Annotated in this window: 26 protein-coding genes and 1 other RNA gene; 16 read left to right on the plus strand and 11 right to left on the minus strand. The window is 45.2% G+C overall.

The window, feature by feature from the left end; genetic code table 11:
- Window positions 1-2: 2 nt before the first annotated feature.
- The 4 genes from NSQ20_RS10530 to NSQ20_RS10545 form a co-directional block, all read right to left on the minus strand.
- On the minus strand, window positions 3-1,355 hold the full coding sequence (locus NSQ20_RS10530; RefSeq protein WP_340033015.1) for an MATE family efflux transporter: 1,353 nt from the start codon (window positions 1,353-1,355) through the stop codon (window positions 3-5).
- A gap of 204 nt (window positions 1,356-1,559) precedes the next feature.
- Complete coding sequence (locus tag NSQ20_RS10535) at window positions 1,560-2,741, minus strand: putative glycoside hydrolase (RefSeq protein WP_036670137.1); 1,182 nt, start codon at window positions 2,739-2,741, stop codon at window positions 1,560-1,562.
- Between the two features lie 164 nt (window positions 2,742-2,905).
- Complete coding sequence (locus NSQ20_RS10540) at window positions 2,906-3,094, minus strand: hypothetical protein (protein ID WP_029880762.1); 189 nt, start codon at window positions 3,092-3,094, stop codon at window positions 2,906-2,908.
- A gap of 174 nt (window positions 3,095-3,268) precedes the next feature.
- Window positions 3,269-4,090: a YitT family protein gene (locus NSQ20_RS10545; RefSeq protein ID WP_036609659.1), complete on the minus strand. Its 822-nt coding sequence runs from the start codon at window positions 4,088-4,090 to the stop codon at window positions 3,269-3,271.
- A 305-nt stretch (window positions 4,091-4,395) separates the two neighbouring features.
- Here NSQ20_RS10545 and NSQ20_RS10550 point away from each other — a divergent pair, with 305 nt between their 5' ends.
- The 4 genes from NSQ20_RS10550 to NSQ20_RS10565 all read left to right on the plus strand — a co-directional run bounded on the left by NSQ20_RS10550 (window position 4,396) and on the right by NSQ20_RS10565 (window position 7,846).
- Window positions 4,396-5,997, plus strand: coding sequence for a DEAD/DEAH box helicase (locus tag NSQ20_RS10550; protein WP_036609657.1), 1,602 nt, complete (start codon window positions 4,396-4,398; stop codon window positions 5,995-5,997).
- 218 nt (window positions 5,998-6,215) lie between these two features.
- Complete coding sequence (locus tag NSQ20_RS10555; protein ID WP_036609655.1) at window positions 6,216-7,028, plus strand: DUF624 domain-containing protein; 813 nt, start codon at window positions 6,216-6,218, stop codon at window positions 7,026-7,028.
- 51 nt (window positions 7,029-7,079) lie between these two features.
- Window positions 7,080-7,271, plus strand: a non-coding RNA gene (gene ssrS / locus NSQ20_RS10560) — 6S RNA.
- A gap of 182 nt (window positions 7,272-7,453) precedes the next feature.
- Entirely contained in the window at window positions 7,454-7,846 is a 393-nt protein-coding gene (locus NSQ20_RS10565; RefSeq protein WP_017689382.1) for a DUF1499 domain-containing protein, read from the plus strand.
- 72 nt (window positions 7,847-7,918) lie between these two features.
- Here NSQ20_RS10565 and tpx read toward each other — a convergent pair whose 3' ends face one another.
- The gene (gene tpx, locus NSQ20_RS10570) at window positions 7,919-8,437 is read right to left on the minus strand and encodes a thiol peroxidase (RefSeq protein ID WP_036609653.1); all 519 of its coding nucleotides are present in this window, start codon (window positions 8,435-8,437) and stop codon (window positions 7,919-7,921) included.
- 148 nt (window positions 8,438-8,585) lie between these two features.
- Between tpx and NSQ20_RS10575 the strand changes: the two genes are divergently transcribed.
- Window positions 8,586-9,212: a rhomboid family intramembrane serine protease gene (locus tag NSQ20_RS10575; protein ID WP_340032407.1), complete on the plus strand. Its 627-nt coding sequence runs from the start codon at window positions 8,586-8,588 to the stop codon at window positions 9,210-9,212.
- 69 nt (window positions 9,213-9,281) lie between these two features.
- Window positions 9,282-10,193, plus strand: a complete 912-nt coding sequence (locus NSQ20_RS10580) for a LysR family transcriptional regulator (protein WP_127543943.1) — start codon at window positions 9,282-9,284, stop codon at window positions 10,191-10,193.
- A 43-nt stretch (window positions 10,194-10,236) separates the two neighbouring features.
- Here the strand turns inward: NSQ20_RS10580 and NSQ20_RS10585 are convergent, their stop codons facing one another.
- Window positions 10,237-10,917 carry a zinc metallopeptidase gene (locus NSQ20_RS10585; RefSeq protein WP_036609646.1) on the minus strand — a complete coding sequence of 227 codons (681 nt, stop codon included), beginning with the start codon at window positions 10,915-10,917 and terminating at the stop codon, window positions 10,237-10,239.
- Window positions 10,918-10,945: 28 nt separating this feature from the next.
- Window positions 10,946-11,374 carry a MerR family transcriptional regulator gene (locus NSQ20_RS10590; protein ID WP_017689377.1) on the minus strand — a complete coding sequence of 143 codons (429 nt, stop codon included), beginning with the start codon at window positions 11,372-11,374 and terminating at the stop codon, window positions 10,946-10,948.
- 351 nt (window positions 11,375-11,725) lie between these two features.
- Here NSQ20_RS10590 and NSQ20_RS10595 point away from each other — a divergent pair, with 351 nt between their 5' ends.
- Genes NSQ20_RS10595 through NSQ20_RS10605 form a run of 3 tightly spaced genes read left to right on the plus strand, consistent with a single transcriptional unit; the run spans window position 11,726 to window position 14,987 of the window.
- Complete coding sequence (locus NSQ20_RS10595) at window positions 11,726-13,126, plus strand: ammonium transporter (RefSeq protein WP_036609643.1); 1,401 nt, start codon at window positions 11,726-11,728, stop codon at window positions 13,124-13,126.
- A gap of 38 nt (window positions 13,127-13,164) precedes the next feature.
- Window positions 13,165-14,253 carry a DUF294 nucleotidyltransferase-like domain-containing protein gene (locus NSQ20_RS10600; RefSeq protein WP_340032408.1) on the plus strand — a complete coding sequence of 363 codons (1,089 nt, stop codon included), beginning with the start codon at window positions 13,165-13,167 and terminating at the stop codon, window positions 14,251-14,253.
- On the plus strand, window positions 14,250-14,987 hold the full coding sequence (locus tag NSQ20_RS10605) for an exonuclease domain-containing protein (RefSeq protein ID WP_017689374.1): 738 nt from the start codon (window positions 14,250-14,252) through the stop codon (window positions 14,985-14,987). The genes NSQ20_RS10600 and NSQ20_RS10605 overlap by 4 nt, the downstream gene beginning before the upstream one ends.
- Here the strand turns inward: NSQ20_RS10605 and NSQ20_RS10610 are convergent.
- Window positions 14,973-15,464, minus strand: a complete 492-nt coding sequence (locus tag NSQ20_RS10610) for a M67 family metallopeptidase (protein WP_047842383.1) — start codon at window positions 15,462-15,464, stop codon at window positions 14,973-14,975. The genes NSQ20_RS10605 and NSQ20_RS10610 overlap by 15 nt on opposite strands.
- Window positions 15,465-15,690: 226 nt before the next feature.
- Between NSQ20_RS10610 and NSQ20_RS10615 the strand changes: the two genes are divergently transcribed.
- Complete coding sequence (locus NSQ20_RS10615; RefSeq protein ID WP_100529308.1) at window positions 15,691-16,242, plus strand: TlpA disulfide reductase family protein; 552 nt, start codon at window positions 15,691-15,693, stop codon at window positions 16,240-16,242.
- Window positions 16,243-16,362: 120 nt separating this feature from the next.
- On the opposite strand, the gene cimA is transcribed toward NSQ20_RS10615, so the two are convergent.
- Window positions 16,363-17,982, minus strand: coding sequence for a citramalate synthase (gene cimA, locus NSQ20_RS10620; RefSeq protein WP_047842385.1), 1,620 nt, complete (start codon window positions 17,980-17,982; stop codon window positions 16,363-16,365).
- 531 nt (window positions 17,983-18,513) lie between these two features.
- On the opposite strand from cimA, the gene NSQ20_RS10625 reads away from it, so the two are divergent.
- The 3 genes from NSQ20_RS10625 (at window position 18,514) to NSQ20_RS10635 (ending at window position 21,835) form a co-directional block, all read left to right on the plus strand.
- The gene (locus NSQ20_RS10625) at window positions 18,514-19,815 is read left to right on the plus strand and encodes a DNA polymerase IV (RefSeq protein ID WP_100529310.1); all 1,302 of its coding nucleotides are present in this window, start codon (window positions 18,514-18,516) and stop codon (window positions 19,813-19,815) included.
- Between the two features lie 116 nt (window positions 19,816-19,931).
- Complete coding sequence (locus tag NSQ20_RS10630) at window positions 19,932-20,174, plus strand: ferredoxin (protein WP_017689369.1); 243 nt, start codon at window positions 19,932-19,934, stop codon at window positions 20,172-20,174.
- A 218-nt stretch (window positions 20,175-20,392) separates the two neighbouring features.
- Window positions 20,393-21,835, plus strand: coding sequence for a L,D-transpeptidase family protein (locus NSQ20_RS10635; RefSeq protein ID WP_340032409.1), 1,443 nt, complete (start codon window positions 20,393-20,395; stop codon window positions 21,833-21,835).
- A gap of 42 nt (window positions 21,836-21,877) precedes the next feature.
- Here the strand turns inward: NSQ20_RS10635 and NSQ20_RS10640 are convergent, their stop codons facing one another.
- Complete coding sequence (locus tag NSQ20_RS10640) at window positions 21,878-22,015, minus strand: hypothetical protein (RefSeq protein WP_017689367.1); 138 nt, start codon at window positions 22,013-22,015, stop codon at window positions 21,878-21,880.
- Window positions 22,016-22,270: 255 nt separating this feature from the next.
- Here NSQ20_RS10640 and NSQ20_RS10645 point away from each other — a divergent pair, with 255 nt between their 5' ends.
- From NSQ20_RS10645 to NSQ20_RS10655, 3 genes are all read left to right on the plus strand, one after another.
- A complete protein-coding gene (locus tag NSQ20_RS10645; RefSeq protein ID WP_017689366.1) occupies window positions 22,271-23,368 on the plus strand; it encodes a quinone-dependent dihydroorotate dehydrogenase in 1,098 nt (365 codons plus the stop codon).
- A 135-nt stretch (window positions 23,369-23,503) separates the two neighbouring features.
- On the plus strand, window positions 23,504-24,319 hold the full coding sequence (locus NSQ20_RS10650) for a GTP pyrophosphokinase family protein (RefSeq protein ID WP_036609636.1): 816 nt from the start codon (window positions 23,504-23,506) through the stop codon (window positions 24,317-24,319).
- Window positions 24,306-24,788: a DUF309 domain-containing protein gene (locus tag NSQ20_RS10655; protein WP_036609634.1), complete on the plus strand. Its 483-nt coding sequence runs from the start codon at window positions 24,306-24,308 to the stop codon at window positions 24,786-24,788. Before NSQ20_RS10650 ends, NSQ20_RS10655 begins: the two co-directional genes overlap by 14 nt.
- A 218-nt stretch (window positions 24,789-25,006) precedes the next feature.
- On the opposite strand, the gene NSQ20_RS10660 is transcribed toward NSQ20_RS10655, so the two are convergent.
- Entirely contained in the window at window positions 25,007-25,555 is a 549-nt protein-coding gene (locus tag NSQ20_RS10660; protein ID WP_074094461.1) for a thioredoxin family protein, read from the minus strand.
- Window positions 25,556-25,581: the final 26 nt, after the last annotated feature.

Genomic DNA, 25,581 nt, shown 5'->3' on the forward strand with positions numbered 1-25,581 from the left:
TGCTACCCCTTGCGGAGTGCGGCTTGTTTTTGTACTAGGAAGAGTCTCCAGAGAAGCGCTGTTGCTCCTACAGCAAGGCCGGCAATGAGGCCGATCCAGTATCCGAAGGCACCGAGTGAAGTATACGTAGCAGTTAGATAACCTACAGGTAACCCAATAATCCAATACGCTATGAACGTAATGATAAGTGCCGGATTAACATCTTTGTAGCCACGCAATGCTCCTTGGGTCGGTGTAGCAATCGCATCCGAGATCTGAAAGAAAATGGCGTAGATGAGGAAATGCTGCGTAAGTGCAATGACCTCTCGATCGTTCGAATACACGCCTGCAATCTGTTCGCCGAACACAATCAACACGATCGCTGTCAGCAGTGAGAGCCCGATGGCTCCACCAATTCCAAGCAGACTGTATTGTCTGGCATCTCTCAGACGCCCCGCACCTGCCTCATAGCCCACAAGGATCGTAAGAGCCATACATATGCTCACAGGCAGCATGTAGAGCGTAGAAGCGAAATTCAGCGCCGCCTGGTGGGCAGCAATTGTTGTGGTATCGAAACGACTCATCATTAAAGTCACAGCAGCGAAGATGGACGTTTCGAAAAAAGTCGCAAATCCGATGGGCACTCCAATCTTAAGTAACTCTTTCCATTTGGACAATGATACCCGGGTCCATTGACGGAAAATGCCATACTGGGCGAAAGGTTCGACCCGATGGACAAAAAAGAGACTAATAAGAAAGATCAGCCAGTATGTACATGCTGTAGCAACACCAGCACCAACACCGCCTAATTGTGGAAAACCCCAGCGGCCGAATATTAGCAGATAATTTAGAAAGATGTTAACGGGCAGGGAAACTAACGTAATAAACATCGTAGTCCGTGTCTGGCCAAGTGCATCCATGAAGCTGCGCAGCACTGTATATCCGAAGAGTGGGATAATGCCAAAAGCAAGTGCGCACAAAAAATAGAAGGCAACTTGGGCAACTCGGGGTTCCAGAGGCATTCCGTTCAGTATAGGGCCAAGTAACAACGCCCCGGCTCCGATAACGACGAGACTGACTGCGATCCCGAGATACAGCGCCTGGATGACGTTATACCCGATCTGATCATTACGTTTGGAACCTAACAGATGGGAAACGACAGGTGTAATACCGATCAGAATCCCGCTTAGTCCAGTTTGAACTGGCATCCATAGACTTGTGCCGATTGCGACGCCTGCAAGGTCGGCCGGAGAAAACTTGCCTGACATATTCGTGTCGAAGAACGACATGGCAGAGAGGGCGATTTGAGTGGTGAAGATGGGCAAAAATATAATCAGGAATTGCTTCACTTTTTGGGAAAAACCTGTTGTGTTCATGTTCACTGGCAGTGCCTCGCTATTCTAAAGAGATGTCATCCAAGTGTCATATCTGGACAGCTATTTATTGTAGTGGATTTTGTTCAATTTGAATAGGGACAGAAGCAGAGTAGGGGTGTACAGAGAAAAATGGACACCAAAAAACCTCGCTCCGCTTCAAGCAGAACGAGGTTGGATGAAATGAGAAGTATGAAAGAGTGCGGATTACTTATATTGTACACCTGATGTATAACGGTTGGACGCATTCCAGAGCAGATATTCATGCACATCCATGTCTTTCATCGCTCTAATCTGGTCTTCCACTTGTTTCTTGCCATACTTGACATAATGCCCACTGCCCAGCCAGCTTGCTGTGAAGTCCTGGATCCACGGACGAATGACAGGTTTGAGTTCTTTGGTAGGGTCCAGTTTCTTGTGTGTATCTTCCATTGAACCCTTGATGGTTGTGTAAGGATCTTTGTCAGGGTCCTTGACCCCATACCAGCCAGTAGAATAGTGACTAGGGTATACCATCGGTGAGATGACATCCACATTTTCGGATATTTTAACAAAATCCTGTCCAATGCCTTCAGCCGCAGGTACAGAAGCGGCATAACCGAAAATATCAACCGAGACACGAACACCTAGCGGGGCCAACTCCTTGCGTGCATATTGCACGAATTCAGCCACAACATCCACGCGTGACTTGTCAGATTTGGTATATTTCAGTACATCGGCTCGAGTTTCGAAACCTTCCGGGAAACGAACGTAGTCAAATTGAATCTCTTTAAATCCAAGCTTGGCAGCTTCCTTGGCAATCTCAATGTTATAGTCCCATACTTCCTTGCTGTACGGATTCACAAAGCTGTCGCCTTTGCCATTTGCCCATACAGATCCATCCTTGTTACGGAAGGAGAGCTCCGGATTTTTCTTGGCAAGGATCGTATCTTTGAATACAACGACACGTGCAATCGGGTAGACCTCATGTTTTTGCAATCGTTTCATCAAGGCATCGATATCCCGGATAAAAGGTTGGGATTTACCCATTTTCTGAAGCGCTTTGTTTTCTGTGGGATAAGTTATGTATCCGAGATCGTCTTTGATATCAATGACCATGGCATTCAGTTCTGTACTGTCGGTCAGTTCCAACAATTCTTTCATACGTGCGCCGCCTGCGCTGTAGGCCGTTACATAGATACCTTTGACCACGGGTGCATCAGGTTGAGGATCAATTTTGGCAGGTGGGTTATCGGCATCAATAACAACCTGATCTTTTTGAGATTGGATAATTGCGGTGTTAAAACTGTTGGTTAACGATTGGAATTGAGGATTTCCCTGGTCCGCCACTGCGGGGGCACCACCAAAGCTTCCAAAGGCCATAGCCATTAAAGCCCAAAACATGTTCATTCATTTCCACTCCCTTATGTGTGCATTCCATGTATGAATTATACATTAAAGCCTCTGGGCTTTTAACCATATTAATCAAGTAATGAAACACATGGAAAAAATGAAAACCGCTTCCTGCTGAGGAAATCCCCTGCAAGAAGCGGCGTGATCAATCTGAAAAAAAATTATTGAATGTAAATCTCATTTTGATGCTCACAAATACTGTACTGAATGATTTCCATTGCGTCTCCCTGTTCCAGGATGCCCAGCCCATCCCGGAGGACAATCAGTGAGTCGAGTTCATTCGGTTTCAAGAAAGGGAGCATTTCCGGGCACCATCTGTTGACAATCTCAAACAGTTTTACCGTTTCCATATCCACAATAATCACCCTTTCCTACTCGAATTCCAAAATGGTAAGTCATTCGGCGCGATTCGGGAAAGCATATGGCCTGTGAAATTGAAGGGTTGAACCTGCTATACAACATATTTAGGAGCCGTACACCGTTATTATACCACAATGTTGTGAATTGTTAACCGTACAGGTGTCTCAACTTCTGCGAAATGAACCCATAACACCAACCGTTTCCACAATGTTAACAAAAGCGTTTGGATCTGTATCCTTGATAATACGTTTAATTTCAACCAACTCGTAGCGGGTGGTAACGGTCATGAGCATGTCCTTCTCAATATCCGTGTAGGCTCCCTGAGTCTTAATTTTGGTAACTCCACGAGGCCGAACAAGTAATTTTTTTAACATGGCTTCGGTTTCGTTTGTAATAATGTACAGTGTTACTTTGACGTGACTGATATGGATCAGATCAAGCACTTTGCCTGTAATGTAGATGGATACCATCGAGGCCAAGGCTGTATTCCAATTGTCACTCAGGTAACCTGCAAGCATAATGATCGTACCGTTCATACCGGCCATTACAGTACCAATCGGAAAGTCTCGTTTACGCGTGAAAATGGACCCAACAATGTCGAGTCCTCCTGTGGAGCCACCGACTCGGAAGGAAACGCCAGTACCCATTCCAATAAGCACACCGCCAAATACAGAACTAAGTAAAGGGTCTGTAGCCACAGCAAAAACAGGCAGAAGCGCAATGAACCAGGAAGTGGCTGCTACCGAAAGAATACTTAATGTAATGAAGCGTCGTCCAAGAATAAACCAACCTGCAATGAGCAGGGGAATGTTAAGAACAAAATACATTATACTAAGATTCAACGTTGTAAAATAACCCAGAAGCATTGAAATACCGGACACCCCGCCGCTTAAAAGCTGATGGGGGACCAAAAACCAGTTGAAGCCGCAGGCAATAGCTGCAGCACCCAAAATGATCACTAAAGAGTGCCAAATTATTTTGGGCAATTTAATCACCTCATTTATATTTAAAACCAGATTGCTGGTAATCTTGAATTGTTTTGTGATATAATAATTTGTGGATATTCTTGAGTAGGAAACTTTTCCTAAATGGAGCAATAAAATTTTGAAATGTTTCAAACACATGTATGTAGTTTTAGTCTTATGTTGGGGACCCATTCATGGAATTATATTCGTTAGTGAAAATAATTCGTCCCGTTGGGATACCCTATAAATATTAACGCTACTTAAGAATACAGACAACAAAGTGGATTGTCCACCATGTCCACCATATAAAAGGAGCATGAATAATTTTGACAAATTTAAACTTTACAGATTTCAATCTTGAACCACTGGTGCTGCAAGCCATCACTGAGCTCGGGTTTGAAGAAGCAACACCGATCCAATCCAAAGCGATTCCTTTGGCACTCGAAGGCAGAGATTTGATTGGTCAAGCTCAAACAGGTACGGGTAAAACAGCTGCATTCGGTATTCCGTTGATCAGCAAAATCTCAAAAAGTGACGAGAAAATCCGCGCCCTTATTATGGCACCTACACGTGAACTTGCAATTCAAGTTGCTGAAGAGATCGAAAAACTCACTCGCTTCAAAGGTCTTCGCTCCCTGCCAATCTACGGCGGACAAGATATCGTGCGTCAAATCCGTGCACTGAAAAGAAAACCACAGATCATCATTGGTACACCTGGACGTCTCCTTGACCACATCAACCGCAAAACAATCAAACTAGATGATGTACAAACTGTTGTACTGGATGAAGCAGATGAAATGCTCGACATGGGTTTCATGGAGGATATCCAATCCATCCTGAAACAAGTTCCAGACGAGCGCCAAACTATGCTGTTCTCAGCAACAATGCCTCCTAACATTCAAAAATTGGCACAACAATTCTTGAACAATCCTGAACACATTTCTGTGATTCCGAAACATGTTAGTGCACCATTGATTGACCAATCCTATATCGAAGTACCTGAGCGTCAAAAATTCGAAGCATTGAGCCGTTTGTTGGATATGGAATCTCCTGAACTGGCGATTGTATTCGGACGTACAAAACGTCGTGTTGACGAATTGGCTGAAGCTTTGCAAAAACGTGGATATTCTGCAGACGGTCTTCATGGTGACTTGTCCCAGAATCAACGTGATGCGGTAATGCGTAAGTTCCGTGACGGCAGCATTGACGTACTCGTTGCAACAGACGTGGCTGCACGTGGTCTCGACGTATCTGGCGTAACTCACGTTGTTAACTTTGACCTTCCGCAAGATCCGGAGAGCTATGTTCACCGTATCGGTCGTACAGGTCGTGCGGGTAAAGAGGGTGCTGCTTGGTCCTTCGTTACACCGCGTGAGATTGATCACTTGCACTTCATCGAGCGTGTAACACGTCACCGTATTCCACGTAAACCACTGCCAACAATGGCAGAAGCGGTTGAAGGTAAACAACGTTTGACAGCAGAGCGTTTGCTGGAAATCGTACAATCAGGCGAACTGAACGAATACAAAGGTATTGCGATTCAAATGCTTGAGCAATATGATTCTGTTCAACTGTTGTCGGCTGCACTGAAGCTCCTGACAGGTGACAAGAAAGATGCTCAAGTTGATCTGACTCCTGAAGATCCAATCCGTGCAAAACGTCGTAAACCGGATGTTCGCTCTGGCGGACGTAAACCATCGGGTTACAGCGGTAACCGCACAAGTGGTAGCGGCGGCAGTGGTGGTGGTTACAACCGCGATCGCAACAGCAGTGGCGGCGGACGTGGCGGTTACAACCGTGATCGTAACAGCGGCAGCAGCACTGGCACTGGCGGTGGAAGCAGAGAAGGTGGTTACAACCGTGACCGCAAACCGCGTCCAAGCAGTAACGAAGGACGTCGTCCAGCGAAAGATTCTTCTTTCGAGTAATATAAACGTATGATCTGAAAAATGGAGCGGGCAACTGCTCCATTTTTTTATTTTCAAAGTGACTGCATCATTTTATTTTACTATCATAAGCGGCCAGAAGCGCTAGCTAAGGACAATGACGATCTCTTTTCGGGAAGTACTGGCTTTTCCTATCTATAATAAGGTATATTAATATTAGACTTCAGGTAATTCGCAAGGCTGCAGAGGAGGAGAAATGTTTGGAATTTAAAGGAGCTATGGGTGGGATCTACCGGCTTACAGAGTGGATTACGAGACTGGCCGCAACCAATCTGTTGTGGGCTATTTGTTCGTCTCCGTTCTTGTTTTTCTTGATTATGAAACTGCTCGTGATGCAGCAGAACCTCGCAAACGAATCATTGCAAATGAACTGGGCTATAGCTATTGTGGCACCGCTTACACTGTTCCCGGCGACTTCGGCGCTGTTTACGGTTGTTCGTAAATGGAATATGGGCGATACGGATGTACCGATCTTCCGTACTTTCTTTGTAGGTTACAAGGAAAACTACAAGCAAAGTTTAATTGGGGGTATTTTTTACACACTGCTATTCGCGATTATGTATCTGGATTATACAGTGTACATGACTCAGTTCCGCAATATGCAGCTCGTGGGAATCATCATGTTAGTACTGCTTCTCTTGTTATTTGTATCACTCTTTAACTTCTTCTCGATGGTTGTACATTATCATATGTCCATCGGACTCATTATCAAAAACGCGGTATTGCTTACGTTGATCAGACCATTCCGCGTATTTTCCACATTGCTGGGAAGTGGATTGCTGTTCTACATCGGTTTCCGTTATCCGGTCTTGTTTGTTTTCTTCATTATCAGCATCATTGCTTGGTTCGCTTTCTTTAACTTCTACGCAACCTTCAACAAGATGCAGGAGCAGATGGAGAAGATGCAACTCAAGAAGGAAGAAGAGGAAGCTGCTGCGCTGGCTGAACAATCAGCAGAGAATGGTGAAACACCTGAGCCATCAGACGACAAAAACATTACATTGCAAAAATAAAACATGATGAATCGCCATTTACTTTTTACACAGTTAGGGATATAATAATTGTACATCCTGCGATGTACGTTTCGGTTATTCGTTGTTTTGAACCAATGATGATGTCTTCGGGAGATCAACACAGAATGTTGCTGAAAAGCCCTGTCTATACGACATGGGGACTTCAAAAAGCATTTTTGCGGTCACCCACCTGCCAAGCAGGTTCATAAGACAATGTAGCCGGACGGCATAGGCGGGTTCCTAAATCTTCATGTACAGCACCCTGACTTTTCCTCTACAAAAGGAATTTCAGGGTGTTTTTAAGTTGTGATGAATGTTTTTGATTGGTTTTATGATAAATATGATGCTTGCCCTTTTGTTACTACTTGAACAATGTTACACTAAGATACATAAATGGAACGGTTACAATCAAAGGAGGAAGGGTCTTGACCTTAAAGAGAACGCTCGTCGGTATCATCCGCAGCATGGAGGGGACCAGCGATCGAGCCAAGGATCCCAAATTAAAAACACGGTATTATAACTTATCCAAAGACAGAGCCTGGGAAGAGGTCTCTTCGACACTCAAAAAGATTCCGGGTTATAAAGTGCTGCATGAAGTGCCTTCTGTTGGAGAAGTTATTCTGGAGAAGCGGACTACCTTTGGACGGACGATGGATATTACAGTTTCCATTATCTCAGTAAGTCCTGTTCGCAGTGCGGTGGATATGTATTCAGCTTCACGTGGTTCACTTGGAGACTTGGGTTCCAATTATCGCACGATTATGAACTTATTCTCTGTACTGGATAAAAAGCTAAGCAAGTATAAAGCAAATGATTGAAATAGATGATAAATAACAAAAAGCGAGTGAAGGTTAACCTTCCTCGCTTTTGTTCTGAACGTATGATAACTTCTACAGCAAAGCTTTTACAGCAGCAATCGCTTGTTCGAAGTTAGGGGAGTCTGTCATTTCAGGCAAATACTCCACATATGTAATCCGGTCTTCGGCATCCAAAACAAAAATGGAGCGCATGTCGAGTTGGAATTCTTTGATCAGAACGCCGTAGTCTTCACCGAAAGAACGTGTTTTGTAGTCTGACAATGTAACTACGCGGTCAACACCAGCTGCTCCACACCAACGAGCCTGAGCAAACGGAAGGTCAACGCTTACTGTCAAGACAACAACATTGTCTCCGAGTTCTCCAGCTTCCACGTTGAAACGACGAGTTTGCGCATCGCATACGCCAGTATCCAGGGAAGGAACAACGCTGATTAATTTGATTTTGCCTGCGAAGTCTTTCAGGGAAGCATCCTCAACCAGGTTCTTGCTCAGTGTAAAATCAGGTGCTTGATCGCCGACTTTCAGTTCGGGTCCGATCAATGTAATAGGGTTGCCTTTAAATGTGGCTGCGCCTGTACGTTCTTGTGTCATAATAATGTTCCTCCTTATAAATTGGTGATCCGTGCCAAAATCCATTATAATCTTTTATGAAAGGCATTGTCCAATTCGGACATGTACCATTACGATGGATCAGAGATGTAAGTCCGATCTGAACAGGGTGGAGTGAAAGAAGAAATTTATGATATTTATTCGCTATGAGAACTGGAAAGGTTATTTGAAGTATTTCCCTTTGACGTCGCTTTTTTTAATTGCCAATGTAGTCATGTTTGTTGTGTTAACGGTGAACGGTGGATCAACGAACAATATGGTGCTGCTGAAATTCGGGGCACTTACGAATCATGAACTGTTCGCGCATGAATGGTGGCGTTACATTACATCCATGTTCCTGCATGCGGGCTTCGGTCATTTATTGTTTAACAGCTTTGCGTTAATTGTATTTGCTCCACCGATGGAGCGGTTGCTCGGGTCGGTAAGGTATGGTGTATTGTACCTGGGTGGCGGTGTATTGGGTAATATTCTTGCTGTTGCGTGGTACAACTCGGTTGGGAGCATTACCATCTCGGTAGGTGCTTCAGGAGCGATCTATGCCGTCTATGGTGCATTCCTGTATGTAGCGCTGTTCCAGCGAACGATGATGGATGAGGCTTCGCGCAAAACGATGTACACGTTGCTTTTGTTCGGAATCATATTCTCCTTTGCCATGTCAGGCATCAACTGGATGGCTCACCTTGGCGGATTGTTGGGTGGATTCTTTATTTACGGACTGTTGATCAGATTGTGGAAACCCCGCAGCTTAAAGCGGTAGTCAGAACGTTCTCAAGATGGAATACAGTCAAGGATAAGTAGGGTATAACAGATTGGAGCGATCAGGCGAGTGGAATTAAGACAGTTGCATTACTTTTTGAAAGTGGCACAGAAGGAACATGTAACACAGGCTGCTGAAGAGTTGCATGTGGCACAGTCGGCGGTGAGTCGTCAGATTCATCAGCTGGAAGAAGAACTGGGCGTGGACCTTTTTATGCAAAAGGGACGAAACCTGCAGTTGACTGCAGTAGGGCAGCTTTTTTGCAAACGAATTGAAGGTATATTAAAAGATTTGGACAAGGCAGTTGGGGAAGTTCATGAGTTTCTGGACCCGGAGCATGGAGAGATTCGAATTGGGTTTCCGCATAGTCTGGGGATTCATCTCATTCCTTCCGTGGTGGCTGCTTTCCGTCAGCGCTACCCCAACGTGAAATTCAGATTCAAGCAGGGGATGTTCCCTACGCTGATTCGTGATGTGTTATCCGGAGAGGTAGACTTGGCATTCATTTCTCCTTTTCCAGAGAAGCATGATCAAGTAGATGGCGATATTGTACTCACGGAAGAATTACATGCGATCCTTCCTCCTAATCACCCGTTAGCTGGTGAAGAGACAATTGCGCTTGAACAGCTCAAGGATGATAAATTTGTATTGTTCAGCAAAGGTTATTCTCTTCGTCCTATTGTGTGGCATGCCTGCCTGGAAGCTGGTTTTACACCCAAGATCGCTTTTGAAGGGGAAGAGACCGACACCATCCGCGGATTGGTCGCTGCGGGCATGGGGGTCAGTTTGCTGCCTGAGATGGCGTTATTCCAGACGAACCCTTTGCAACCGGCACATGTGGCTATCTCTCATCCAAAAGTAACGCGAACTATCGGGTTAATTCATCGTGCGCATGATAAACTGCCGCTGGTTGCTCAGTCCTTTCGTTCATTCTTGCTTGATTATTTCGGTTTACAAAAAAACAATACCCCATCCGATTAACGGTGGGGTATTGTTTTTTTGTTTTTGTTGTATAGGTATCCAATTAATCGCGGCTGTTGAAGATTCCGATGTAACGAATCAACTCAAGCAGTGAGATCAACGCTGCAGCAACGTAAGTCAAGGCTGCGGCATTCAGAACTTTTGCAACACCTTTTTCTTCTTCATTACGGATGTACCCTTCGGATACCATAATCTCTCTGGCACGATTACTTGCATTGAACTCAACCGGTAAAGTGATGAGTTGGAATGCTACAGTTACGGAGAAGAAGATGATACCGATACCTACAAGGTTCATGGCGTTGAAGATGAATCCTGCAATTAACAGGAATGGGGCTAATCCGGATGCAAAGTTCACAATTGGGAAGATCCGGTGACGCAGTGCCAGCATCGGATAACTTTCTTTATGCTGAATGGCGTGGCCAACTTCGTGACACGCTACCGAAACAGCTGAGATTGAGTTTTCGTAATATACTGGTTCTGATAAACGTACAACCCGATTGATTGGATCATAGTGATCAGAGAGTGTACCGCGTACAGGTTCAATTGGAACATCATGCAGGCCGTTAGCATCAAGCATCTGGCGAGCGGCATCATAACCAGTCATTCCGTTCTGGTTCGGTACCTCCGACCAACGTCTAAACGTACCTTTAACGCGAAATTGCGCCCATAAAGAGAGCAAAAAGGCGATAATGATCAATACGAACATACCGTTATTAAAACTCATATTCATTCCTCCGCTTTCTATGAATAAGCTACATCATGGTGTTCTCAAGCAAGATTTTTAGTGCCTCCATTGTACCGGCACTTTTGGTGAGGAGTCCTGCCATCATTTTACGTGCTTGTACAGGTTTCATCTCTCCAAGTAGCGGTTTGAGTTCGTTAACCTCTCGCTCAAGTTGTTGTACGTGAAGTTCCAATGTTGTCAATTTGCTGGCAACTTGTTCTTCTGTACTAACCAGACGCCACTTCTCAAGAGATTGTTTAATCTCGTCGAGACTATACTTCTCTTGTTTCATCTGTACAATACGTTCAAGCCTCGTTAAAGTTTCATTACTATAGAGACGATAATTTTTTTGTGTACGTTCTTCGGGAGCGATTAGTCCAAGCTTTGTGTAATAATCAATCGTCCGTTCACTAACACCAGCGGTCTTGGCAAGTTCGCCAATCCGAAAAAGTTTCATATCCCCAATGATATTCACCTCGCTTGCAAGTTCAAATGTAGGGAATTGTAGTTTCCACTTGTGAATTTCTAGACTACGCCCAATTTTCTTACTAATAAGTATGATACATGATCTTTAACCGTACAGTCAAACGTTATGCTTTGACAATCAGCATGCTGCATTTCTATATCTATGTACTCATAGAATGTGATTATGTACTTAAGTGCAAGAAAAAGACGTAAGACTTTATTCCCAGAAATAATTTTCAGTTTTGATGAAAATACTCTTGTCAACTTTCCTCTCTTCTGCTTATAATGACATTAAGAGTTTCACGTTATGTGAAGAAAATTAACATAAGAGGGAGTGGGGTATATGAGAAAGAAATGGTTGGTTTCCATGTTAGTAATGCTTACTTTGTTCGCTTTTCCGGTTAGCGCATTTGCGGCTGCGGAGGGTCCGACTAACATTGAACTTCAAAGTGGTTTGAACTCAGCCTTTACGTTTCTGGCTGTTGTACTCGTGTTCTTGATGCAAGGGGGATTTGCTTTACTTGAAGCGGGTTCAACACGAATGAAGAATGCAGGACACATTGCGGGTAAGACTATCCTGACATTGGGAATTTCAGTTATTGCCTTCTGGGCTTTGGGTTTCGGTCTTGGTTTCGGTAATGGTAACAGCTTCTTTGGAACAACAGGATTTTTCCTGAGCGGTGACAAGATGGCTGCTTCCTTCGAATCACTGGCTTTCTCCGATGTTCCACTGACTATTAAATTCGTTTTCCACCTCGCTTTTGCGGCGGTATCTCTGGCCATTGCCTGCGGTGGTATGGCTGAACGTGCAAAAATGAGCGTATATATTGTATTCGGTACACTTTATACCATTATCATGTATCCGGTTGTTGCTCACTGGGTATGGGGCGGCGGCTGGTTGGCTGAGCTGGGTATGCAAGACTTTGCAGGATCGACGGTTGTTCACTTGACTGGTGCGACTGCAGCATTGGTAGCGACGATCTTGTTGAAACCACGTATTGGTAAATATAACAAAGACGGCAAACCTAACATCATTCCAGGTCACAACCAAGTGTATTCCGTACTCGGGGTTATTATCCTCTGGATCGGTTGGTTCGGATTCAACCCAGGTAGTACATTGTCTGCCATGGGAGATGGATTCTTCGGTTATGTTGCATTAACTACTAACGTAGCTGCTGCAGCCGGTGGTGTTGCTGCGCTGTTGATCTCATGGGCAGTACTTGGGAAGTCTGATATTCCTAGCATGTTAAACGGTGTGCTTGCGGCACTCGTTGCGATTACAGGAGCATGTGCATTCGTTGAACCTTGGGCAGCCCTGGTTATCGGTGCTCTGGCGGGTATCATCACATTCTTCACAGCACAGTACTTCGATCGTAAAGGAATTGACGATCCAATCTACGCTTTCTCCGTACATGGTATTGCTGGTATGTGGGGTGCGATCTCCACAGGTTTGTTCGCTACTCCTGAACTTGCTGAGAATGCTGGTGTAGGTCAAGCGGGTCTGTTCTATGGCGGTGGATTCCACCAATTGGGCGTACAGCTTCTCGGTCTGGCAGGTGCTTTTGCCTTCGTACTGGTAATGTCCTTCATTATTCTGGGCGGAATGAAAGCGATCATGGGCATCCGTGTTACTGAAGAAGAAGAAACAATGGGTCTGGATATCAGTGAGCACGGTACTTACGGATACCCTGAACAAATGAAAAATGTAGATTCTAAATCCAATGGTGGTACGTTCAGCTCCTGAGGTGAATGATGCTGAATCATGCTTCAAGGAGGCTGGACATGATGGAACCCATCTCGTATACAAACTATTCCTGGTCTTATCAGGGAATCGATGGTGCGGTGTCTTCTCAAGAACTGCGCCAGGCACGTGTAATATTACAGAACGAGCTCCAGGAATTGTTGTCCGCTTCCTTGTCGCCGATCGAGTGGTACCAAACGGTAAATGAACTGCATGACCGGATTGCACGGAAAGCAGTAGAGTTATGCATTCAGGGGATGGTTGAGGAAGGCTTCGGCCAACCTCCCGTCCCCTATGCCTTTATCGTATTTGGCAGTTCCGGCAGGGAAGAAGCAACGTTATGGAGTGATCAGGATAATGGCATGATCATTAGCGATACTCCACAAGAAGGTAAAGAGGAATATTTTGCTCAGCTCGGACAGCGAATGACGGATATGTTAGAAGAGCTTGGTTACGCCAAGTGCGAAGGCAAAGTCATGTGCTCTGAGCCACTCTGGAGAAAAACGCTGGCGTCATGGAAGCAACAATTAGCAGATTGGAGCTCGGATCTGAATTGGGAGCCCGTTCGTAATCTGATAATTGCTTCAGACATGCGTTTTGTTGCAGGTGAACAAAGTCTGGCGGAGGAATGGATCACGAGTTTTTATGAACAGTTCAGACTGGTTCCTGAACTTTCGGATGCAGTTCTTCGCAATACGGTTAAACATAAAGCTACATTAAATGTACTCGGACGTGTGGTCACAGAAAGATTTGGTGAACATGCAGGCGGATTTGATGTCAAGTATGGCTTGTACATTCCGCTGGTGAACAGTGCACGTTATTTGGCTTTGCAACATGGGATCAAGGAGTCATCTACGTTAAAAAGAATGGAGAGACTGACTTCACTTGAAGCTGTTCCATTTACATTACTGGATGCATGCCAGCGGGCCTTCTTTGCCGCTTTGAAATTTCGCAGAAGTACACCGATTGTCATCCAAGGGGATTTGCAACATAGCAGTGGGTTCCTGGATGAGAAACAGATGAAACAAAAACAGATTCATTATGAGCTCAGGGATACGCTCGGGTTGGTACGACGAGTGCATCGTGCTTTGCAAAGACAGTTGCGTTTTGCAGAAAGGAGACGTCCATGAGAGAGCCGGCAAGGGGCAATACAGGATTCTGGAATTCGCTGCGTCAGGGAGGGGTTCCTTCCGCCATCGCTTCCATTATGGGAGCCCCTACGGCGCAACACATGGCGTTTATCCGCTCTATGATGAGAGAACAGCGCAGACCTGAGGTTCTGCATACACCTCTAAATGAGCTGGACGCAGTTGTATTTGATCTGGAAACGACGGGATTTTCGCCCCAGCACGGGGATGAGATTATCTCATTTGGTGCGGTCCGTATACATGGAGGTGTGGTACTGGAAGGAGAACAGTTTTATACGGTGGTGCAGTCCAAGACCGCAGTTCCGGAACATATTACTGAACTTACAGGTATTACACAGGAGATGACGTTGGACGCACCAACTTTGCTGGAAGGGTTGCATGATTTCATGTCTTTTGTAGGTGGAAATGTTCTGATTGCACACGCAAGTGCGCATGACCGAGCTTTTCTGAATGCAGCTCTGTGGCGGACTTCAAAGGTAAGGCTGACACATCGTTTAATCGATACGATGATGTTGGCCCGCTGGCTTGAACCAAGCAGGCCGGGGTATGGTTTGGATGAATTGCTGGAATCCAGAGGGATTCCGATCTATGGACGTCACCATGCTCTGGAAGATTCAAAAATGACTGCACAGTTATGGTCCTGCTACTTGGAGGACATGACTCGTAAAAATGTGGAGACCTTGGGTGATCTGTATACCCAGCTAAGTCACGCATAACGGAACGGGAAGCAGATTGTATGAAGGCACAACGTGTTGTGCCGGATCCTGCGATTCCTTCGAAGATTCAATCAGATAACCGTTCAGATGCATATGAGATACTAATCCGGCTGTAAGGTCAGGTGAGCCGATGAGGTACATCTGAAGCAAACCGGCGAAGGCCGGAAGAGCTTGTAAGTCCTCTAAGGAAGGAACAGGCCTGGTCTGGGGATGAGAATGGAAGATACCGATGAGCTTGGGCTCGGAGAATACGCACCGAATCCATTCGGCATCGTCCAGAGTAAAATGGTGCAGCGGGTCAGGTGCTACGTTACGAATGGGCTGAAACCGACTGATTCGTATACCGCCCGCTGCGGTTTCACCCAGCATAACCCCGCAGGCTTCTTGTGGCAGCGAAAGGAACATGTGCTTTGACATCTCTTGTTCTACGGAAGAAGGGATGTAGAAGGCGTTTTGCTGCCCGTGAAGTGCTGCCATTTGTATTCACCCCTCTCTCTTTGGCTCCTGCTACGGCAGGAGTCCTTTTTCATTTTATTTTCTGTGATGCGGATTGTAAAATTTTAAAGGAAAAGGGTACAATAATAAAGAGAACATTTGGGAATCATGTTCTGGTGAACTATGATAGAGCGTGATAAACACTTAGCATGTGCAGAAATTACGGTTTCAGTTTCAATATGCTAATTATATAAAAGGGTGGCGGGTTATGAAACGAAACATATACATACTCCTTGGTGTTGTCTTGCTGGTTGGTATTGCACTGGCCCAGAATGCGGGTGACGGCATTGCAGCCGTCTTTAAGCAGGAAGAACCGATGCCTACAGAGACGGGACCACGTGCGGGTCTTCTGGCACCTGCTTTTTCTCTGACAGCAATGGATGGAAAGACGTACAGTGTGGGCGGTGCCAAAGATAAGGCCACGTTCGTCAGTTTCTGGGCATCCTGGTGTGAGCCGTGTAAGCAGGAAGCTCCAGAGCTGAACAGAATGGCTGCGAAATACAAGGATAAGCTTGACATGTATGGGGTTAATGTAACGTCATACGATAAACTCAAGGATGCCAAAGCTTTTGTGGATGAGTACCAACTGACATTCCCCATTCCTTTGGATGAGAAGGGGACTGTGTATGCTCAATACAATGGGGTGGCTTTTCCAACGAATGTTCTGATTGACTCCAGAGGAGTTATACAGGAGATTGTTCTGGGCATATTACCTGAGAAAGAGTTGGAACGTAAGATTAAAAAGTTAATTGCGAATTAATTTTCATGTAAACAAAGAAGCCTTTGCATCCATGAATCATGGGTACAGAGGCTTCTTTATATTTTCCGGGAAATAAGCGTTAAGAGGTTGTTCAAAAAAACGCTTTTTTGAACATGCACTTTAGTGGTTGCTTATCCCATGAGCAGGAATAGGGAGTGTGCCCGGCTCATCCTGCAATTTTTCTTGAAGCAAAGCATAGCGGAAACTGTGAACGAGTGCTTCCCAACTTGCTTCAATTACGTTCTCGGATACACCAACAGTGTTCCATGTGTTCTCCGTATTTTTGGATTCGATCAATACACGAACTTTAGCAGCTGTGGCATCCTTCTCATCCAGAACACGCACTTTGTAGTCCGACAGATGCATGTTGGCAAGTGAAGGGAAATATTGCACCAGCGCTTTCCGAAGGGCGTTATCGAGTGCGTTAACCGGACCATTGCCCTCAGCAGCGGTATAAGCGCTTGTTCCAGCGATATTCACTTTGACAAAAGCTTCAGAAACAACGGATTTACCCGCCGTTTTCTCCACAAGCATTTTGAATGATTCAAACGTGAACAATTCTTTCATGTCACCGTTCGCTTCACGAATTAACAATTCAAGCGAAGCATCTGCACCTTCGAACTGGTAACCCTGATGTTCCAGGTCTTTAATCTTCTCAATAATCTGACGTGAATTGGCACTGCTTGGATCGAACTCAAGCCCCAGTTCCTGTGCTTTGGATACAATGTTACTTTGTCCGGCAAGTTCAGAGACGAGCACACGTTGTTTGTTACCAACCAGTTCAGGCACGATGTGTTCATAGGTACGTGAATCCCGCAGGATGGCAGAGACGTGAATTCCACCTTTGTGAGCAAAAGCAGCATTGCCGACATAAGGCTGATTAATCGGCATATTCACATTGGCAATTTCGCTAACATAACGAGCCACGTTTGTAAGTTGTCTCATGGAATCATCAGTAACACATTCATAGCCAAGTTTCAGTTGCAGGTTCGGGATAATGGATGCGAGATTGGCGTTACCGCAACGCTCTCCATAACCGTTCATCGTTCCTTGCACCTGACGGGCTCCAGCTTGTACAGCGCTGAGTGTGTTGGCCACAGCCAGTTCACAATCATTATGTGTATGGATCCCGAGATGTGCATGAGGCAGGCTTCTATGCAATGTGGATACGATCTCGTGCACCTCGTTTGGCATCGTCCCGCCGTTGGTATCACACATAACGAGCCAGTCCGCTCCAGCTTCATGGGCCTTGGTCAAGACCGCTTGAGCATACTCCGGGTTATGTTTGAATCCGTCAAAGAAGTGTTCTGCATCAAAGATCACTTCCATTCCATTCTGTTTCAGATAGGCGATGGAATCATAGATCATGGACAAGTTTTCTTCCAATGTAGTCTGCAAAGCGGTATGCACATGGAAGTCCCATGATTTACCGACCAGGGTTGCAGCCTGAGCACCAGATTCGATCATGCGCTTCAGGTTGGCGTCTTCACTAGCAACACTGCCTTTTCGGCGGGTACTGCCAAAAGCAACAACCTTTGCGTTCAGGTTTAATTCCTTGACTCTTTTGAAAAACTCAATGTCCTTGGTATTGCTGCCGGGAATTCCGCCTTCAATATAATGGACACCCAGGTCATCAAGCTTCTTGGCAATTTTGAGTTTGTCGTCTGCCGATAAGCTGACACCCTCCCCTTGTGTGCCGTCACGTAAAGTCGTATCGAAGATGGAAATGGCCTTTGACATGAAGATCCTCCTTTGAGATAAAGCGCTCTTTTAAAAGTTTGGATTTTAAGTTAGGAAAAGCTGTTAAGTACGTTAGTGGACGAATCCTTCGATTCGGCAACGCTACACTGTGTTAAACTCAATGCGCTGATTTGTCCTAAAGTCGTCAATTTGTATAATTAATTATTATAGCACCATTATAGCCAAATGCTACATAGAAATCGCAGTTTCATGTAACAATTAACGTATTTTAGAGAAAAAAGAAGGATGTTAATCATAATCCGGATGTATGTTATAATCTATTATTGAGTTTTAATTGGAATATATGGAAGAAAAGGAGGGGTGATTTTGACTTTTTTATGGGGAAATACGATTATTGCTCTGATCACTTTGATACTTTTTGTGAGTGTAGGCTGGTTAATTATTCGGTCTCTGATCAGATATCGCAGAAAATAAATGCTCGTGACTGAATTAACATAACGGGTTTGATATACTATAGAAGAAAGAAATTCGTTTCATTAATTAGTGTGCAAGAAAGGGCGGGGGTTCATGATGTCTTCAGACGGCAATCCTCCAGCAAATGTGGATCAATATTACCCTGCAGCCGGACGGGTGATTTTGCATGTCGATATGAATGCTTTCTACTGCTCTGTACATGAAGCCGAGGAACCAGATTTATATAGAGGAAAAGCAACGGCCGTTGCGGGCAGCAGTGAACTGCGAAAGGGTGTAATTGTGACCTGCTCATATGCCGCTCGTAATCGAGGCATCTCAACAGGTATGGTTGTGCACCAAGCCATGAAAAAGTGCCCTGATCTCATTGTGATTCGTCCTGATTTCCATTTATATCGTCAATATTCAAGAGCCTTCATGCAGATTGCGTATAGTTATACGCCTCAACTTGAGGCGACATCCATTGATGAATGTTATCTTGATATTACAGGTTCAAGGCAATTCGGGAATCCAATGGAGATTGCGGAGAGCATTCAGCGTAGAATCAAGGATGAATTGGGGCTGCCATGTTCCATTGGCATTGCACCCAACAAATTACTGGCGAAAATGGCTTCGGATCTGAAAAAACCGAACGGTATCTCCATTTTACGCATGAGGGATGTACCCCGGATTCTTTGGCACAGACCATGCAACGAGATGTTTGGCATTGGCAAAAAAACGGCTGAAAAGTTGAAAAAATTGGGCATTGAAACGATTGGTCAATTGGCCAAGTCGGATGAGAACATGTTGACCGAACTATTTGGAGTTAATGGAGCATGGCTCAAAAATTCCGCGAATGGCATTAACCATTCCGCAGTTCACGCGGAACGTGAGGCCAATAAATCCATTGGGCATACAACCACTTTACCGGCGGATGTATCGGATATGAATGAGATTCATCGGGTGTTCCTCAATATAAGTGACCAGGTAGCCAGAAGGTTGCGCAAGCACGAAATGTTCAGCCAGGGTATTCAGATTACAATCCGGACACCGGATATGAAGACAATCACCCGATCACGTCTAATGGAAGTTCCTACGGAGGATGCAACGGTCATATACCGTGAGGCCTGTAAACTATTTGAGAAGCATTGGGGTAGTGGCAAGCCTGTACGCATGCTGGGTGTGACACTTCAGAACCTGATTCCAAGAGAAGAATCAGCTGTACAGATGGACTTGTTCGAATATGAGCAGAAGCCCAAGAAGGACAATCTGATTCGGATTATGGATCAGTTACGTGATAAATTTGGTGAGAATGCTGTTGTGACCGCAGGCATGCTTGGAGACGATCCTTCCGTGCTGCTTCGTAATCATAAAGTGCGCGGTACTTCCCTGCAAAAAGATAACTTGCAAAGTCTTGATTAAATAAGGGATAATAGAGACTTGTGGTTGCAAAATGTTTGTAATTATCCTTACTTTGTATTAATATGTTTCTAGATAAAAACACTGTACGTTTTGAATTTTAGGAGGAGAGAATGTAAATGAGTAAATATACTTGGGTTGAAAAAGACACATGTATCGCATGTGGCGCTTGTGGAGCAACAGCTCCAGACATCTACGATTATGATGATGAAGGTTTGGCTGAAGTTATCTTTGACGGCGATGCTAACCATGGTGTCAAAGCTATTCCAGACGACTTGTTTGACGATATGCAGGATGCATGCGATGGCTGCCCTACAGATTCAATCAAAGTAGCGGACGAGCCTTTCAATAAAGAAGGCTAAGTATTTCTCACATGAACATAGAGCACTTTCTTTTGTCTTAACGACAAAGGAAGGTGCTTTTTTTGCATTCATTTAACTGTGATTATCTGACTATGGATCAAGGACGAACATTGTCGAACCCTCTTTTTTCCACCGGGTACTCAAGTCCTATGGATTCAACGCCTGGTTATGCCGATATATAATGATATACGGAAAAAGGCGAAATAGTGGAGGATCGGATGCAAAATACTCATCTAAGAACATATGTCAAGAAACATCCCGACAATAAAATGGCTTGGTACTTGCTCGGAAAGGAGTATTTGGGCGAAGGACAGGAGGCCAAAGCCAATTATTGTTTTCAGCAAGCGGGCGAGGTTTATGAGGCATTTGAACGCAGTAAAGCTCCTGCTGACATCTGGGTAGACTATCAGGAGAAACTGGTGGAGATGTCTGAGCAAAAGGAGAAAAAACAACGTAGACGCAAAATGTGGCTCACGTTGCTCATGCTGCTTGTGCTGGCAGGTCTGCCACCTGCGGACGCTCCGGGTTTCAGTCGGGAAGCGGCCGACGCACTGTCAGCAGCACTGGAATCCACAGATGACATCGAAGCGCCTGTAGAAGCGGATAAACAGGTTGGAACTGCATCCATTGCGCCAAGCAATGTGTTCACTGCTGCGGCATTTGGTGGAGGTAATCATGGCGAGGCTGCGCTCGCAGCTGCCTGGTCCGGGTCTGGCCCAAAAGTAGAGACCTCTGCTGTACTGGGCATGCAAACCTCGGATGACTGGTCTTTATGGAAACGAAATATGCCTGTGAAATACATAGTACAAACCAATACAAGCGGGAAATTGACTGCACAGAGTTATGATGCCAAGCAATGTAACTGTGAACCTCCTGAAATTACACCGAAAATCAAAAAGATGGCCTTGGCGTGGACCGCCAAGCAGGAAGCAGCTGCATCATTATCAAGTGCAATCGTTGCCTATCGCAAAAAAAATGATGCTTGGCCCAAGAGTGTAACGCAAATGGCTCAGCCATTTCCGAACAATATTCTGGGAGAGACTGCGTCAGGGATGACCGAGATGTTTCCGAAGCTGTTAGCTTTGCATCAAGGAAAGGCACAGGAAGGAAAGAACGATTCGAGTGGTAAAGAGAATGGTTCAACAACTTTGAATTTGTCTCAAGGCAACAATGCCGCTTTTGCAGATACGCTGGGAGGTCAGCCTTTTTTGCAGGAACCGCTGGAGATTGTCATTGATAAGGATAAACATAAACTTGCATTAATCAGTGGGGATACCATTGTTCGTATGTATGATGTGGGACTTGGCGGTGATCGAACACCGGAGGGTTCATTTGTCATTACAGATAAAGTGGTCAATCCGAATGGACGCTCGAACGGGGAGTTCGGAAGCAGAGGTATGCAACTCTCGAATACGAATTATGCCATCCACGGGACCAACGAGCCAGACAGTATCGGACTGGATGAGTCCCTTGGATGTGTGAGAATGCGTACAGGAGATGTAGAAGAGTTATTCGCTCTTGCTCCGCAAGGCACTCCGGTACGCATTGGAGAAGATGTACTGCCAGATCTGACGCTTGTTCCAGAAGCAAAGCAGCGTTATCAGCATACGCTTGTTCCAAAGCAGAATAATCCGAACAAAACGTATCACTGGCTGAATTGATCTGTTTGATATGTAGAATCAGATGGATTCAGCCTGAATCATCTACATGTTGGCAATAATGATAAGAGCACCAATGATGATGATCAGGCCGCCTACACTGGCTGCTGTCCATGCAATGGCTTTGCGATTCACTTCTTCTTTCTTTTGCTGTAATGCAGGTGGTTTACGTTTGGGAGCCATGAGTTATTCCTCCTTATTTGGAATAGAACTGGTGTAGAGTAACCATGCTCTCATTGTAAAGAATTCAACTCGTCATTTCCAGTGGGCGGGTGGATTTCTTGTGAGCATTTTGTATTATTCGATTTGTGCTGTCTATGCGCAAACTACTTTCCTTTTTAATAAGAAACAGATAAACTTGTGAGTAGAGTGTTTTTTTACATATGAAAAGACGGACAACGGCTTTTTGGCGTACCGGACCAGAACGGAGTGAGTGATTTGTTATACAGAAGTCTTGCTAAACCTTTGTTGTTCAAAATGGACCCTGAACAGGCCCATCATCTGATTATTGGCGGCCTTAGTGGCGTGGGTAGCATCCGTCCGGTTCCTTCCGGACTGCGTGTGATGTACGGCGTTCGTGAAACGTCTGATCTGGCTGTTGACATGTTTGGGTGTCATTTCCCTACACCTGTTGGTCTGGCTGCGGGTCTGGACAAAAACGGGCAGGCCGTAACGGGCTTTTCTTCCATCGGATTTGGATTCATGGAAGTGGGAACCGTGACACCACTTGCACAACCTGGTAACGATCAACCACGGCTGTTCCGTTTGCCTCCAGATGAGGCGTTGGTGAACCGAATGGGCTTCAACAATCTTGGTGCGGAAGCCATGGCAGGTGAATTGGCACGTCTACAGGATCGGCGTATTCCAGTGGCTGTTAACATCGGCAAGAATAAGGCAACGTCTAATGAGGAAGCTCACCTGGACTATTCGAAGTGCATTCAGGCACTATACGATTATGCTGATCTATTCGTGGTTAATATCAGTTCACCAAATACACCGGATTTGCGTAATCTGCAACATGGGAATGAATTGAAGGAACTGCTCGCTGCGGTTATGAACGAGATGAACGTGCAGCATGCACGAGCGGGCGGAGCGACCAAATCCGTTCTGGTGAAGATTGCACCGGATGTGAATGATCAGGAACTTGAATATATGGTTCGCACAATTGCAGACAGCGGTGTTGCTGGCATTATTGCTACGAACACAACCATCAGTCGTACAGGACTTTCCCACCAACATGCAAAAGAGACTGGCGGTCTGAGCGGTAAACCTCTACGTGACCGTTCAACGGAGATTATTCGCCAGATCTATCGCCAGACCGAAGGCAAACTTCCGATTATCGGTTCAGGTGGCATTTTCACAAGTGAGGATGCATACGAGAAAATTAAAGCCGGAGCAAGCTTGGTCGAAATATATACAGCATTGATCTATGAAGGACCTGAGGTGAATCGGCGCATTCATGCCGGACTGCGTGAGTTGCTGCGCAAGGACGGTTATCGTCATATCTCTGAAGCGGTTGGTGCGGAGCATCGTTAAGAAGGAATGTGAATCCCCGGAATGAAAATATAGAAGCATGGGAAGAGCGTAAAATGGTTCGGGACTCTTCCCCCCACCAAACATCATGTATAATGGAATAGAACAGGGGACGCTATAGAGACAGGAGGCATAAGCATGGACGGTAGAGACTGGGGTACATTTTTACTTCCTTATGAACAAGCGGTAGAGGAATTGAAAGTCAAGTTTAAGACAATGCGAGCGGAACTGAAGAAACGGGAAGAGTATGCCCCGATTGAATTCGTTACCGGTCGTGTCAAAAAAATATCCAGTATTCTGGAGAAATCCAGACGACTGAATGTGTCGCTTGATGACGTGGAAACAGGCATTGAGGATATTGCAGGTATCCGCATTATGTGCCAGTTCGTGGATGATATCCGTCGGGTTGCCGAGTATATTCGAGGCCGTAAGGATCTCACGGTACTCATTGAGAAAGATTACATTACGAATTTCAAAGAGAGCGGCTACCGAAGCTTCCATATGATTATTGAGTATCCCGTTCAAACGGCTCTGGGACAAAAGAAAGTTTTGGCCGAGATACAGATCCGGACGCTTGCCATGAACTTCTGGGCTACCATTGAACATTCGCTGAGTTACAAGTTTCGGGAAGGGTTACCTGATGAGATGAGAACCAGGCTGAAAAAAACGGCTGAGGCCGCGTTTATACTGGACAACGAGATGTCTGCAATTCGTCTACAGATTTTGGAGGCGCAGAAGGCATTTGAGGATGATTCCAATATCGTGTCAAGAACATTGAATATCATTCATCAATTATACTTCTACCACCTTGTTAGTGAAGCAATTGAAGCACAGAAGCGATTTAACGATTACTGGGAACGGCATGATATGGAAGGGCTCAAAGACTTGCTGGATGACGTGAAGAAACTTCTGAACAACGCCAGAAAGGGCGAAAACCCGGATGAGCATCTATGAGCCACTGTACGTTGACTATTTAATCTACTTCAATCGGGATCAGGATTATTTCGAGTGTCATGAGGTGTTGGAAGAATTGTGGCTTGAACGGAACCGGGATTCTCTCTATAAAGGGTTGTTGCAAATTGCAGTTGGTTTATACCACTTCAGGAATGGCAATCTCCGCGGAGGAACGATGATGTTACAGAGCTCACTTGATCTTCTGGAACCTTATCCTGCTACGACTCTGGGCATTGAGCTTGGGATTTTGGTACAGGAAGTAAAGGCAATCGTGAAGCAACTGTCTGAGCCTGACGCTCAGTCTGTGACTTATAGGGATTTGTCCATACGAATTGTTGATGAGGTCTTAGAACAAGAGATATCTAGAAGATCGCTTGAGCTAAAACCTAATATTCCGCAGCGCCGGAGTCCTACCAGAGGGCGAATATACGAAGAGAAGATGAAGGCGATGGATCAGAGTAAAAGTTGAACCGTAATCAGCGTTAACATTCAAATGAGCATCCCATGGATATGAAGTTCCATGTATATGAAACACCCCGACGATTCCTGTAAAGGGAACGATCGGGGTGTTTTTGAATGTTGCGTCATATTCAGATGATTGCAGGTGGCACAGCCTGTCCTTCAACAGAACAGTGTCTGGTGATACAAGTGCCTGATTGTAGATACTTGTGGAAACGGATCTATCAGTTAGCTTGCCGAAGGAGTAGCGCTGCCTTTATATTTTTGGAAAAATTGTTTGTAATCATCCAGTGTGTAGCCTTGGTCACTGCCATTCTCTTTCAGTCCGCCAACCATACGGTCTTTCTCGACACCAGCCTCATAATAGACGAGTGTAGGCGTGAACTCGATATTGTAATCGGTCCATCCTGCTTCGAATTCACGCAGATTGAACTGCGGAAGCTCAATACCTTCACTGTCAACCAGTGGCATCAACTGAGGTGTTGTTGCACGGCAGTGCGAGCAATCGGAAGCAAAGAAATAAACGAAAAAGCTGTCTTTGTTATCAATTTTGGCTTTGAGATCAGTGGGTACAATAATTTGTTGATAGTTGGGATCACTAAGTAGCTCCCGTGTAGCTGGATTAAGCTTGGAAGCAGCGATGCCATAAGCATTTTCCACTGAATCCATCTGTTTCTTGGATTGCTGGTCTACGACAACCAGTGCTGCAATCATAATGATTAAAATACCCAGGAAAATAAGGATCGCAGCACTTTTCTTTTTCTTCTTGGATTTCATTGGACATCCCCCATCGATCATATCGA

The sequence above is a fragment of the Paenibacillus sp. FSL K6-1122 genome, assembly GCF_037977015.1.
In the GTDB taxonomy this organism is placed as follows: Bacteria; Bacillota; Bacilli; order Paenibacillales; family Paenibacillaceae; genus Paenibacillus; species Paenibacillus amylolyticus.